Consider the following 13,531-nt stretch of genomic DNA (forward strand, 5'->3'; position numbering starts at 1 on the left):
AGATGTTCGACCTTCGGAAGCGCCACGGCCTCTCCGAGCAGGGGGCGGCAAACGTGAAAAAGGGGATCTTCTGGACCGTGGTCGTGAACCTCGTGGTCATGTCCAGCATGAGCCTGCTCTACTTCCTCATGCGCGACCTCATGGCGGCCTACCAGGGCCAGGCGGGCCTTCCGTCGGCCATTCCCTACCTCGTGGGCTGCCTCGCCTTCTTCGTGCTCTCGTTCGTCACGCACATGCAGCAGTACAACAACACCTACGGCACCGTGTACGACGAGGTGTCCAAGATCCGCATCTCGCTCGCCGAGCGCCTGCGCAAGCTGCCGCTCTCGTTCTTCGGCAGCCATGACCTGGCGGACCTGACCGAGACGGTCATGGGCGACGTGGACAAGCTGGAGCACGTGTGGTCGCACGTGCTGGGCTACCTCTATGGCTCGTTCGTCTCGACGGCGATCGTCGCGGTGGGCCTCCTCGCCTTCAACTGGCAGCTGGCCATCGCGGCGCTCTGGACCGTGCCCGTCGCGTTCTGGTTGCTCTTCGCCTCGCAGCGCTGGGTGCGCCCCCTGCAGGTGGTCGGTCGCCAGAAGGGGGTCGAGGTCTCCGACGCCATCCAGGAGATGCTCGACAGCGTGCGCGAGGTCCACGCCACCAACCAGGTGGACGGCTACCTCCGCTCCGTCAACCGGAAGGTCGACGAGTCCGAGGCGGCGAACCTCAGGTCCGAGCTCGCGGGCGGCGTCTTCGTGAACGGGTGCTCGATCACCCTGCGCCTGGGAATCGCCACCACGATCCTCGTGGGCGCCATGCTGATTGCCTCGGGCGGCACCGACTTCCTGACCCTCTTCATGTTCCTTCTGGCGATCTCGCGCATCTATGCGCCGTTCGACCAGTCGCTCGCGCTGGTGTACGAGCTGCTCGCCTCAAAGGTCTCGTCCGACAGGCTCCGCCGCTTCTTTGACGAGCCGCTCGCCACGGGCAGCGAGGACTTCTCGCCCGCAGGGCATGACATCGAGTTCGACCACGTGGCGTTCCGCTACGGCGACGGCGCGGAGAGCGTGCTGGACGACGTGAGCTTCATCGCGCGCGAGGGCGAGGTCACGGCGCTGGTCGGGCCCTCGGGCTCCGGCAAGTCCACCTGCGCGCGCCTGGTTGCCCGCCTGTGGGACGCCGACTCCGGTGCCGTGAGGGTGGGCGGCGTCGACGTGTCCACGGTCGACCCCGAGACGCTCTACGGGCACTGCTCCGTCGTGTTCCAGGACGTCATGCTCTTCGACGACACGGTGATGGAGAACATCCGCCTGGGACGCCGCGGGGCCACCGACGAGGAGGTCCTCTCTGCGGCGCGCGCGGCCAACTGCGACGAGTTCGTGGACAGGCTGCCGCAGGGGTACGGCACGATGATCGGCGAGAACGGCAGCCGTCTCTCCGGCGGCGAGCGCCAGCGCATCTCCATCGCCCGCGCCATGCTCAAGGGCGCGCCGATCGTGCTTTTGGACGAGGCGACGGCGTCGCTCGACGTGGAGAACGAGACCAAGGTCCAGAGGGCGCTCTCGACCCTGCTCAGGGGCAAGACCACGCTGGTGATCGCGCACCGCATGCGCACCGTGTCCAACGCGGACAAGGTTGTGGTGCTGGAGGGCGGCCGCGTGAGCGAGCAGGGGAGGCCCCAGGACCTGCTGGCGGCGGGTGGCACGTTCGCCCACATGGTGGGCCTGCAGCGGCAGAGCGAGGGCTGGGCCATCTAGGCGAGAGGGGCGGGCCGGCGTTGCGGCGGGCTGGCGNTCTGGACCGTGGTCGTGAACCTCGTGGTCATGTCCAGCATGAGCCTGCTCTACTTCCTCATGCGCGACCTCATGGCGGCCTACCAGGGCCAGGCGGGCCTTCCGTCGGCCATTCCCTACCTCGTGGGCTGCCTCGCCTTCTTCGTGCTCTCGTTCGTCACGCACATGCAGCAGTACAACAACACCTACGGCACCGTGTACGACGAGGTGTCCAAGATCCGCATCTCGCTCGCCGAGCGCCTGCGCAAGCTGCCGCTCTCGTTCTTCGGCAGCCATGACCTGGCGGACCTGACCGAGACGGTCATGGGCGACGTGGACAAGCTGGAGCACGTGTGGTCGCACGTGCTGGGCTACCTCTATGGCTCGTTCGTCTCGACGGCGATCGTCGCGGTGGGCCTCCTCGCCTTCAACTGGCAGCTGGCCATCGCGGCGCTCTGGACCGTGCCCGTCGCGTTCTGGTTGCTCTTCGCCTCGCAGCGCTGGGTGCGCCCCCTGCAGGTGGTCGGTCGCCAGAAGGGGGTCGAGGTCTCCGACGCCATCCAGGAGATGCTCGACAGCGTGCGCGAGGTCCACGCCACCAACCAGGTGGACGGCTACCTCCGCTCCGTCAACCGGAAGGTCGACGAGTCCGAGGCGGCGAACCTCAGGTCCGAGCTCGCGGGCGGCGTCTTCGTGAACGGGTGCTCGATCACCCTGCGCCTGGGAATCGCCACCACGATCCTCGTGGGCGCCATGCTGATTGCCTCGGGCGGCACCGACTTCCTGACCCTCTTCATGTTCCTTCTGGCGATCTCGCGCATCTATGCGCCGTTCGACCAGTCGCTCGCGCTGGTGTACGAGCTGCTCGCCTCAAAGGTCTCGTCCGACAGGCTCCGCCGCTTCTTTGACGAGCCGCTCGCCACGGGCAGCGAGGACTTCTCGCCCGCAGGGCATGACATCGAGTTCGACCACGTGGCGTTCCGCTACGGCGACGGCGCGGAGAGCGTGCTGGACGACGTGAGCTTCATCGCGCGCGAGGGCGAGGTCACGGCGCTGGTCGGGCCCTCGGGCTCCGGCAAGTCCACCTGCGCGCGCCTGGTTGCCCGCCTGTGGGACGCCGACTCCGGTGCCGTGAGGGTGGGCGGCGTCGACGTGTCCACGGTCGACCCCGAGACGCTCTACGGGCACTGCTCCGTCGTGTTCCAGGACGTCATGCTCTTCGACGACACGGTGATGGAGAACATCCGCCTGGGACGCCGCGGGGCCACCGACGAGGAGGTCCTCTCTGCGGCGCGCGCGGCCAACTGCGACGAGTTCGTGGACAGGCTGCCGCAGGGGTACGGCACGATGATCGGCGAGAACGGCAGCCGTCTCTCCGGCGGCGAGCGCCAGCGCATCTCCATCGCCCGCGCCATGCTCAAGGGCGCGCCGATCGTGCTTTTGGACGAGGCGACGGCGTCGCTCGACGTGGAGAACGAGACCAAGGTCCAGAGGGCGCTCTCGACCCTGCTCAGGGGCAAGACCACGCTGGTGATCGCGCACCGCATGCGCACCGTGTCCAACGCGGACAAGGTTGTGGTGCTGGAGGGCGGCCGCGTGAGCGAGCAGGGGAGGCCCCAGGACCTGCTGGCGGCGGGTGGCACGTTCGCCCACATGGTGGGCCTGCAGCGGCAGAGCGAGGGCTGGGCCATCTAGGCGAGAGGGGCGGGCCGGCGTTGCGGCGGGCTGGCGTCGTGGCGGGCGTCCGGCCTGCTGGTCTGATAGGTGCCATGCTCGACGGCTTGCCTGGGCGGAAGGCTAGTGCAAATTGGTAGCGACGCGTCGGCCCGGGAGGGGGGAGTCCTTCTCCCGGGCCGATTTGTCGGTGCTTTGCCAAGGCAGAAGTGCCGACAACCCGTCGGTTGCGACGCGAACCCGGCTTCGGCATTCGGTTTGTCGGTACTTCCTCCCAAGAAATATGCCGACGAACGATTGGACACGTACAATTTGAAAACCCATTTGCTTAAGTAGAAAATTGAAAATATCTTTAAAATTAGGTAGATTGTATATACGTGAATCAACTTATTATGAAAAGCAGCTTTATTGAAGCTGGCTCGCCCATGAAAGGCGGGCCCGTTCTTGTCGGGTGACACATATGCCGCTGACCAAACCGCGCGTCGCCTTGCTCGCGTTCGTGCTGTCCCTGCTCATGCTGGGTTCGACCTCCCTCTATGTCTATTGGGTCGTGCAGCGGCAGCTGAGCCTCGAGGGAAGAAACCCCTGCTCCACGTCTGCCCTGCGGGTCGATGTCACTCCCGCAACCGCCGTCCGGCTCGTGCACGAGATTGCCGGAGACGCGCGTGCATTCGTCGACCTGGACGACTTCGGCATCGTGCGTGCGTTCGTCGCCGCGCATCCCGAATCCTTTGACTACCCGCATCCGCTCGGCAGCCAGACGAAGCCACTGGCAGCCCATTCCGCAGTGGCGGGAAACAGGGTGGGCGCCACGACGATTGGCGGGAGCCAGTTCGTCCCCTTTGGATTTGAGCGGTTTTCCCTGGTGGGACGGCTCGGCATGGGAAGCGAATCGCTCCTTGACCGCTCCGTCCTCATTGCCGACGAGGAGGTCTTCGCAAGGAGCGGCGTCGGCGGGACGGTTGTCATCGATGGGGCGGGGGCGGTAAGGCGACTGAGGGAGATTGCTCCGGACGTGAGGGTCGCGCCCATGGCGGCCGGAGCCTCCGACCGCACGAACGTCGACGTCATCTCGCCGGTTCTGATCCGGCTTGGCGTCGTGGGAGAGTTTCTTGGCTCCGTCGTGGCGGGCGTGACCATGGCGCGCCTCGTAGCACCATGGGTGCATTCGTGCATCGTCTTGGGCGTGTCTTGGCGGAGGGTTCTTCTCCAGGTCGTGGGGACCTTGCTCATGTGCTGCCTCGCGGCCTTGGCGCTCGTCTTGCTGCCTGTGATGCGCGTCTCGGGGAGGGACGTGGCCGCCCTGGCTCCCGCCCTCGCCGTCTGTATGGTCTTTGCAGCCTCCTTCTGCGCCTCGTCTAAGGAGGCTCTGCCATGGTGAGGGCCTTCGTGCGTGAGCTGCTCTATGACCTGCGTCTGGGGTTGTTCCCGCGCGTGGCGAGGAGCGTCCTTCTTGGCACCCTCTTGGCGGTCACCTATTGCCTCGCGTCGTTCTCCGCCTCTGCCGTCGGGTTGTTCAAGACGAGCTTGCGGGATGGTGCCGAGCATGAGTTCGTGTCGATAACGGACACGCTCGGGATGGTCGAGTTCCAGGGCTACAAGGGTGACCTCGACGGGATCGGACGCGTGCAAGGCTTCTACAACGCCCTGTCCCATGACCTGTCGGGCGGCACGTATCTGTCCATATTCGGGCAGCCCATCGCCGTCAGGCATTCGGAGCCGATTCGCGATTTTGCCGTGGTTGCGTTTGGGTGGAGCTGGGATCCCTGTCCGTACGAGGACAAGGTCCTTGGCGGGCTGGCCTACGACGTCCCTGCAGTCCAACTGGACAAGAACGCCTGGGACTTCTATGGCCTTCGCCTTGCGGACGGCTCTGGCAAGGTCGATTGGGCCGCCGTGACCTACGAGGTCGATACGTGCCAGCCGGTGGTGCTGGGCTCTGGGTACTCTCGTCTGTATAAGGTGGGCGATAGGATCGATGCCTGGTTCTATACGAGGCCCCTCACCTTTGAGGTCGTCGGCTTCCTCGAGGAGCGTTCGGCCGTCTTCTACAAGGGAGACTTCAATTACTCGTTGGACGAGATGGTGGTCATCCCCTATCCCCTCAGGCTCGACTCGGTAAAAAGGGGAGTGGGTGACGACGAGGACTTCAACAGAGCACTCGCCTTTGCCATGGTGTCGGGCGACATCGCCCTGGACGAGGGCTCTTCGCCCGATTCCGTAGCCAACGAGCTTGCGCTCATCGGCCAGAGGACGGGCTTCACGAGCTATGCGTTGCTTGGCACACCGGAGTACCTCATCCAGTTCAGGCTCATTAGAAACCTCGTGCTGTCAAACGTGTCCCTGGTCGTCTGCACGCTGGCACTCCTCGCGGCAGTGCTCCTGGGGCTTGCGACGGTGGTCTCGTGGCAGCTCTCGTCGCAAAGGGAGAGGCGAGATGCGGCCCTGTGGCACCTTGGCTCGAGCGTGGCTATCCGCGGGCGCAGCGGTGCGGGGAAGACCACGCTGTTGCGCATGTTGGCTGGCCTAGACGCCGATTACGATGGCGAGTACCGCCTTGATGGCATCTTGCTGCCGAAGAGCGTCAGGGAGCTGGTGCGGATACGCCAGGGCACCATTGGCTACGTCACCCAGGTTCCGCGTCTTCTGACCGACCGCAGCATGCTGGACAACGTGCTGCTCGGACTGTCTCATGCCAGCCATGCCGTGGAGGAGGCGGGGCTCCTGCTGGAGCGCGTGGGGCTCCCGCTCTATCAGCGCAAGAGGGCAGGAAGGTTGTCTGGTGGCGAAACCCAGCGCGTGGCATTGGTCCAGACCCTCGTGAGGAGGCCGCGGATCCTGCTTGCGGACGAGCCAACGGGTTCGCTGGACGAGGAGACGGAGCGTGTCATATTAGACCTGCTCGTCGACCTGCAGTCCGAGGGCGTGCGCGTCGTCGTTGCCACGCACAGCGACCTCGTCGCAGACATCTGCGGCCGATCGGTGTGGATTAGAGAGAAACGCCTGGTGGCGGCATAGGCCGCAGAACCCCTACTCCTGCAGCCCCCGCAGCCTCTCGGCCACGGCGAAGATGAACTCCTCGGTGTCCATCGTGACGGGCTCGGGCAGGCTCGTGATGCGTGCGAGGTCGCCCGTCATCTGGCCTGCCTCGATGGTCTCGATGGTGGCCGCCTCCAGGCGGTCGGCAAAGCCACAGAGCCCGTCCAGCCCGTCCAGCTCGCCGCGCTTGCGCAGCGCCCCGCTCCAGGCGAAGATCGTCGCGACCGAGTTGGTCGAGGTCCTCTCGCCTGCCAGATGCTTGTAGTAGTGGCGCTGCACGGTGCCGTGGGCGGCCTCGTACTCGTAGTAGCCGTGGGGGCTGACCAGCACGGACGTCATCATGGCAAGGCTTCCGAAGGCACTGGAGAGCATGTCGCTCATCACGTCCCCGTCGTAGTTCTTGCAGGCCCAGATGAAGCCACCCTCGGCCTTCATGACTCGTGCGACGGCGTCGTCGATCAGGGTGTAGAAGTACTCGATGCCCGCCGCCTCGAAGCGCGTGCGGTACTCGTCCTCATAGAGCTCGGCGAAGACGTCCTTGAAGCGGTGGTCGTAGGTCTTGCTGATGGTGTCCTTGGTGGCGAACCACAGGTCCTGTTTGGTGCTCAGCGCGTACTCGAAGCAACTGCGGGCGAAGCTCGTGATGGAGGAGTCCAGGTTGTGCATGCCCTGGATCACGCCGGGCCCCTCGAACTCGTGGATGAGCTCGCGGGTCTGGTTGCCGTCGGCGGCGGTGAAGACGAGCTCGGCGCGGCCGGTCCCGGGCACGCGGACCTCGGCGTTCTTGTAGACGTCACCGTAGGCATGGCGGGCGATGGTGATGGGGCGCTTCCAGCTGCGGACGACTGGCTCGATGCCGCGCACCACGATGGGCGCGCGGAACACGGTGCCGTCCAGCATGGCACGGATGGTGCCGTTGGGGCTCTTCCACATCCTCTTGAGGCCGTATTCCTCGACGCGCTGGGCGTTGGGGGTGATGGTGGCGCACTTCACGGCCACGCCCAGGCGCTTGGTGGCCTCGGCGGAGTCGATGGTCACCTGGTCGTCCGTGAGGTCGCGGTTCCTGAGGCCGAGGTCAAAGTACTCGGTCTTGAGGTCCACGAAGGGCAGGATCAGGTCGTCCTTGATCATCTGCCAGATGATGCGGGTCATCTCGTCGCCGTCCATCTCTACGAGGGGGGTGGTCATGCGGATCTTGGACATGTCTGCCTCCGGGGGCTTCGCGCGTGGGCTGTGATGGTTCCGGGCGAGGGGCGGGGCAGGGGTTGCGAGCGCCCTCGCGTGCGGGCTGCTTCCCAGTGTAGCCGCAGCGGGGGAGAGGGTCGCGGCGTGCGGCGGTGACGTTGCGCGATGGTAGCAATGGGATGAGGGGTCGGTTGCGGTGGACTCGAGCGAGAATCCGCTCGCTCCTCGCCCGCGGTGCCGTCTCAATCGCCCACTTCGGGATTGCGGCGGCGGTTCCTCTCACCCACTTCGCCCCTCCCGCGCGAGGACCGCAAAGTGGGTGGTTCACGAGGTGCGTGCGGGTGAGAATTCACTCATTTCTCGCCTGCCATGGCAGCTTGTCCACCCACTTCGACCTTTTCGCGCGGGAGTGCCGAAGTGGGTGGTTCACGGTGGTCGTGCAGGTGAGAAACGACCCACATCTCGCTTCCCGCGACGCATCTCCAACCCACATCGCGCTTCCCGCGGTACATCTCCAACCCACATCGAGCTTCCCGCGCAAGGACCGCGAAGTGGGTGGCTGGCAACGGTTCGGTGGGCGAGAGGCGCCGCATCCTCAGTCCAGGCCCAGCACCTCTCGGCAGCGCATGACGCGCCAGGCGAGCGCGAGCTGCTCCATCTGCTCCGACTTCCGGGGCGAGAGCCCCGTCACCTGGGCAATCCGGTCGAGTCGATAGCGTATCGTGTTCTGGTGCTGTCCCAGCTCCTGAGCGCAACGGCCCACGCTCTGCCCCTCCCTCAGGAAGCAGGCGAGCGTGGCCATGAGCTGCCCCTCGTGGGCGGCGTCAAACTCCTTCAGGGGCTCCATCAGCGAGTGAGAGTAACCCGCCATCTGGCTGCTTCCCACAAAGGGAAGCAGGGCCTTCTCCACTCCAAGCGCGTCGAAGCGGAGGCTCCTGCCCGCGTGCATGTCGTCCTGTCCTGCGAAGGCGCTCGCCCACAGTGCCTCGTGGAGCGCCTGGGCAAAGTCCTCGAGTCCCAGGTGGACGGAGCTCGCCCCCAGCGGCTGCGGCCGTCCGTTGCCGGGCGTCGCTTCTGACGGCAGCGACCCGCCCGCCGTCACCCCCAGTGGCTGCGGCCGCCCGCCAGCGGACGCTCCCGCACCGGCCAGGACCTCGGAGCGAAGCACTTCCATGCAACCGGCGAGGTCGATCCTCTCCTCCGGGTCCGTCGTCACTATTGCGAGGATTCCCCTGTGGTAGCAGACCAGGGCGCTGCCCACCCCTGCGAGCGAGCTGCGAAGGAAGGCGGCCTCGATCCGGCTCAGTTCCTGGGGGTCAGGCTCCTCGTCGAGACGCAGGTACAGGCAGGCGACACGCTCCTCGAAGGAGGGGTTGATCGCCAGTGCGCACTCCCTCACCTCACGCGGGCTCGCGTCCTCTCGCAGGGCGAGGTCGATCTGGTTTGCGGCGAACGACGCCGACCCCAGGTCGCGTATGCGACCGGTCACCTCCACGATCACCTGGTCGAAGAAGAAGCCGTCCGACTGGACGACGAAGAGGGGGAGGTTGCGCGCGTTGGCGTAGCGCAGGGCTGACTCCGGCAGGGGCAGGTGCAGCGCGTTCTTTATGACCAGCGCGCTCGCGCCCTCGGCGACCAGCGTGCGCACTGCCTCGCCGATGAGATAGGGGTCGTCCTTGGCATAGAGGAAGGTCGAGAGCACGAGCTGGCGAGGCGCGAGGTTCTTGCGCTGGTACTTGTCGCGCAGCCCGGACATGAGCTCGTAGTCGAGGATCCCCACCTCGTCGATGGTGCGCGCGAGTCCGCCTTGTCCCGCCACGAGCCGCAGCGAGTCCGCATAGAGGCGCTGGAAGTCGGAAACCGTGTAGAGCATGGCCACCAATCTTGTTGAAAGCAACAGTTTTTCTCAACTATAGATGGAAAAACGTACAGAAAGACAAGATGGAAAGGTCAAAAAGAGATAAGTGGTGAGAATGCCTTCCTCAAGTGGTTGTAGGTTTTCACAACAAGTGACCGTGGAGCTGCCTCTGACGCCTCGCTAAGCTCTGGGGCATACGAGTGAGAATCCCGGAAGGGGAGGTTGCGGATGTCACGGCTGTTGGTGCTCTCGGCGGAGGACGTCAGGAAGGTCCTGACCATCAAGGACGCGCTCGATGCGGTCGAGGACGNCGGCCTTTGCTACGGCAGTGGGGTCGGGCTGCGACTCGGCCGCCATCGTGGTGCCTTCCCGCTCCGTTTCGACCTGTCCTTCCGCAGCGTCGGCGGTCCGGGCAAGTTCCTCCTCCAGGCCGTCGTAGGGGTCATAGGTGATGGTGAGCCTGATGGTGGGCTCGGGCGAGGGGGCGACGGGCCTCTCGCCTGCCCCTGGGTCCGCGACGGAGAGGCGCGTCTCGTCCTTGTCTGCGACTTCCGCCGCATCCATGGGCTCTGTCGCCGCCTCTGGTGCTGCCGTGGTCACGTCTTCGGGCTCTGTGGCCACCGTGACTTCGGGTTTTGCCATGGCTGCGGGCATGCTTTCGTTCGTGGGCCCTTCAGCTGCCGCGACCTCCGGCTCCGTCGCGGTTGTCGGTAGCGCCACGATTGCCGGCTCCGCCGCGACCTCCGGCTCCGGCCCTGCCGTGGACTTCTTCTTGGCGCGCTGGTGCCGCGGCTTCGCTGGCTTGGGGTCCTTGTTGCTCTTCTTGTGCTTCCAAGACCTCGCGCCCGCCACCGGCGCGGCCTTCTCGCCCGCGACCTGCCCTGCCGCCCGTGCCAGGACGGCGTCCCAATCCTCCTGGGGCTGGACCGTCACGTAGACGCGACCCTTTTTGAATACGGTGAGGCGGACGAAGTCGTGGAGGAGCTCCATCACGCCTTGGATGTCGGGAGCGCCCACGTCCTCGGGCCGCAGGTCCTCCGCTTCGAAGAGCTCCTCGACTTGTGCGAGCGGGACCTGCCTGAGGGTGCCGATTCTGGTGGAGAGCAGCTGGTAGAAGTACAGGCGGTTGCCTGCGGTCATTTTTGGCATGTTTGGACTCCTATGTGGGCGCCGGCGGGGCGTTCGTGTTCCGTCCTAGCTTACTACCCGAGGGTTCCGCTCCCGGCGTCCACGCGCTCGCGGGTGCCATGCGGCGTTCGCACGATCGGCCTGGCGTGCGAGCGAAGCAAGGCGGCAACTGGGACGACGCGATTTCCTCTCGCACGAATACAGTTTTGTGCGAGAGGGGCGTGCCACCGCGCGCGGCATGAGGAGGCCCGACAGCGGAACGAGCCGCTGCCGGGCCAGAGCCTGCATGCCGCCGTGCCTCAAGGGGACGCTACTCCGCGTCTTCCTCCTCGGCGTCGCCCTCGGCCTCGGCGAGTTCGAGCTCCTCCTCGGCTGCCGCCTCGTCGTAGCGGTCCGAGACGCGTTGGAACAGCTCGTCGGACTCGATGTCCACCAGCTCGTAGGTCCCCTCCTCGGGATACTCCTTGTAGCCGTAGAGGTAGACCTCGTCGCTGTCGTCATCGGGAAGGAGGGCGATGTACTCGTCGCCGTCCAGCTCGAAGATGCCCTGGACCTCGCAGCGCACCGTGCTGCCGTCGTCGAAGTCGATCTCGATGAAGTCGACCTCTTCCTCGTCGTGCTCGTGCTCGCTCATGGGTACCTCCCTGGGTGGTGTGCGCGCCCGTGCGCGTACGTAAGTGGGACTGTAGCAGGCCGCGCGCGGAAGGTGGCGCGTCAACGGCAAGCGTCCCCAATTGCCCTGCCATTGGGGAGGGTATGGCCGCACGTCGTGCTGTGATCAAGGCGCCAAGTCGGCAAAATTTGAGATAATGCTGACTTCATTGGCAAAACTGCAGGTAGATAAAATCCGGTCAGCAGAATTTGAAATTCTGCTGACTTGCGCTCGTTCCGCGCGGCCAGCGCGACAGACGGCGCGGTTAGACCCACTTACGGGCCACTCGTGTCCGGCATGACCGGGGGAGAGGAGCAACGCAACATGACAGACGCCACCCTCTCCCGCAGGTCGTCCATCCCCTCCCGCCATGCCCCCATCCCACCCGCGCCGGGCCCATCCTTCCCGCCCACCATGGACGGCGCCCGCGAGGCCCTGCGCCACTACTTTGGCTACGAGGGCTTCCGGCCTGGCCAGGGCGAGGTCGTCGAGGCCATCCTCCAGGGTCGGGACGCACTCGCCGTCATGCCCACCGGCGCCGGCAAGTCCGTCTGCTACCAGGTTCCCTCCGTGCTGCTGGGCGGCCTCACGCTCGTGGTGTCGCCGCTCATCTCGCTCATGGGCGACCAGGTCCGCTCGCTCAAGGCCGCCGGCATTCGCGGCTCCTACCTCAACTCCAGCCTCAACCCGCGCCAGCAGGAGGTCGTCATGGCGCGCGCCCTGGCCGGCTGGTACGACCTCATGTACGTCGCCCCCGAGCGTCTGCAGGACCCGCGCTTCCTCGACTTCGCGACCCGTGCCCGGGTCCCGCTCCTCGCCGTGGACGAGGCCCACTGCGTGAGCCAGTGGGGACAGGACTTCCGCCCCGCCTACCGGGGCATCGCCGACTTCGTGGGACGCCTGCCGCAGCGCCCCGTCGTGGCCGCGCTCACCGCGACGGCGACCAGTCGCGTGCGTGCCGACGTCGTGGGCCTCCTGGGCCTCCGCGACCCGCTCACGCAGGTGAGCGGCTTCGACCGTCCCAACCTCTTCCTTCACAGCTTCGAGCTCACGCCCAAGGAACGCGAGCGTTGGGTCCTGGGCTACGTTCGCGACCACGCCCGGCAGAGCGGGATCGTCTATGCCACCAGCCGCAAGCGCGTCGACTCCCTTGCGGAGGCCCTGCGCGAGGCCGGGGTCCCCGCCGTCGCCTACCACGCCGGCTACGACAACGGCCTGCGCCGCGAGGCCCAGGCGCGCTTCGTGCGCGACGACGCCCGCGTCATGGTGGCCACCAACGCCTTCGGCATGGGCATCGACAAGTCGGACGTCCGCTACGTGATCAACTGCGGCCTGCCGCTCTCGCTCGAGGAGTACTACCAGGAGGCGGGCCGTGCAGGCCGCGACGGCGAGCCCGCCGAGTGCTACCTGCTCTGGAGCCGGGGTGACATCCGCACCTGCCACTACCTCATCGACTCCGGAGACTTCCCGCCCGAGCTGGACGAGGCCGAGTGCGCCGCGCTCACCCAGAGCCGCGAGCGCCTCCTGGGCCAGATGATCGGCTACGCGATGAGCGACTCCTGTCTGCGCGCCCGCATCCTGGGCTACTTCGGCCAGGGCTCGGGGACGCGCGTCGATGCGGCACGCCCAGGCGAGAGCGGCGTCGGCGCCTCTGCCGCCTTCCAGGGGCGGGAGGGCTGCGGCTCCTGCTCCGTCNTGCCACCAGCCGCAAGCGCGTCGACTCCCTTGCGGAGGCCCTGCGCGAGGCCGGGGTCCCCGCCGTCGCCTACCACGCCGGCTACGACAACGGCCTGCGCCGCGAGGCCCAGGCGCGCTTCGTGCGCGACGACGCCCGCGTCATGGTGGCCACCAACGCCTTCGGCATGGGCATCGACAAGTCGGACGTCCGCTACGTGATCAACTGCGGCCTGCCGCTCTCGCTCGAGGAGTACTACCAGGAGGCGGGCCGTGCAGGCCGCGACGGCGAGCCCGCCGAGTGCTACCTGCTCTGGAGCCGGGGTGACATCCGCACCTGCCACTACCTCATCGACTCCGGAGACTTCCCGCCCGAGCTGGACGAGGCCGAGTGCGCCGCGCTCACCCAGAGCCGCGAGCGCCTCCTGGGCCAGATGATCGGCTACGCGATGAGCGACTCCTGTCTGCGCGCCCGCATCCTGGGCTACTTCGGCCAGGGCTCGGGGACGCGCGTCGATGCGGCACGCCCAGGCGAGAGCGGCGTCGGCGCCTCTGCCGCCTTCC

General features: G+C 66.5%; 8 protein-coding genes and 1 pseudogene. 6 read left to right on the plus strand and 3 right to left on the minus strand.

Features of this window, described 5'->3' with window-relative positions; translation table 11 throughout:
• Positions 1 to 2 precede the first annotated feature (2 nt).
• The 4 genes from BQ7388_RS03215 (at position 3) to BQ7388_RS03230 (ending at position 6,449) form a co-directional block, all read left to right on the plus strand.
• Positions 3 to 1,742: an ABC transporter ATP-binding protein gene (locus tag BQ7388_RS03215; RefSeq protein ID WP_072499764.1), complete on the plus strand. Its 1,740-nt coding sequence runs from the start codon at positions 3 to 5 to the stop codon at positions 1,740 to 1,742.
• Between the two features lie 66 nt (positions 1,743 to 1,808).
• Positions 1,809 to 3,452, plus strand: a complete 1,644-nt coding sequence (locus tag BQ7388_RS03220; RefSeq protein WP_234946803.1) for an ABC transporter ATP-binding protein — start codon at positions 1,809 to 1,811, stop codon at positions 3,450 to 3,452.
• Positions 3,453 to 3,891: 439 nt separating this feature from the next.
• Positions 3,892 to 4,812 (plus strand): hypothetical protein, encoded by a 921-nt coding sequence (locus BQ7388_RS03225; protein ID WP_072499766.1) that lies wholly within the window; start codon positions 3,892 to 3,894, stop codon positions 4,810 to 4,812.
• On the plus strand, positions 4,806 to 6,449 hold the full coding sequence (locus BQ7388_RS03230) for an ATP-binding cassette domain-containing protein (protein ID WP_072499767.1): 1,644 nt from the start codon (positions 4,806 to 4,808) through the stop codon (positions 6,447 to 6,449). Before BQ7388_RS03225 ends, BQ7388_RS03230 begins: the two co-directional genes overlap by 7 nt.
• Before the next feature lie 12 nt (positions 6,450 to 6,461).
• Here the strand turns inward: BQ7388_RS03230 and BQ7388_RS03235 are convergent, their stop codons facing one another.
• The 3 genes from BQ7388_RS03235 to BQ7388_RS03250 form a co-directional block, all read right to left on the minus strand.
• Entirely contained in the window at positions 6,462 to 7,673 is a 1,212-nt protein-coding gene (locus BQ7388_RS03235) for an NADP-dependent isocitrate dehydrogenase (RefSeq protein ID WP_062531698.1), read from the minus strand.
• 577 nt (positions 7,674 to 8,250) lie between these two features.
• Positions 8,251 to 9,528 (minus strand): PucR family transcriptional regulator, encoded by a 1,278-nt coding sequence (locus BQ7388_RS03240; RefSeq protein WP_072500437.1) that lies wholly within the window; start codon positions 9,526 to 9,528, stop codon positions 8,251 to 8,253.
• Between the two features lie 1,423 nt (positions 9,529 to 10,951).
• Positions 10,952 to 11,275 (minus strand): DUF1292 domain-containing protein, encoded by a 324-nt coding sequence (locus tag BQ7388_RS03250; RefSeq protein WP_062531703.1) that lies wholly within the window; start codon positions 11,273 to 11,275, stop codon positions 10,952 to 10,954.
• 432 nt (positions 11,276 to 11,707) lie between these two features.
• Between BQ7388_RS03250 and BQ7388_RS03255 the strand changes: the two are divergent.
• Positions 11,708 to 12,883: pseudogene (locus BQ7388_RS03255) on the plus strand (RecQ family ATP-dependent DNA helicase); the annotation flags it as partial.
• Positions 12,784 to 13,531 (plus strand): helicase-related protein (locus BQ7388_RS11445; RefSeq protein WP_327196106.1); only part of this gene is annotated, 748 nt, incomplete at its 3' end. The pseudogene BQ7388_RS03255 and the gene BQ7388_RS11445, both read left to right, overlap by 100 nt.

It is taken from the genome of Olsenella phocaeensis, from assembly GCF_900120385.1.
In the GTDB taxonomy this organism is placed as follows: domain Bacteria; phylum Actinomycetota; class Coriobacteriia; order Coriobacteriales; family Atopobiaceae; genus Olsenella_I; species Olsenella_I phocaeensis.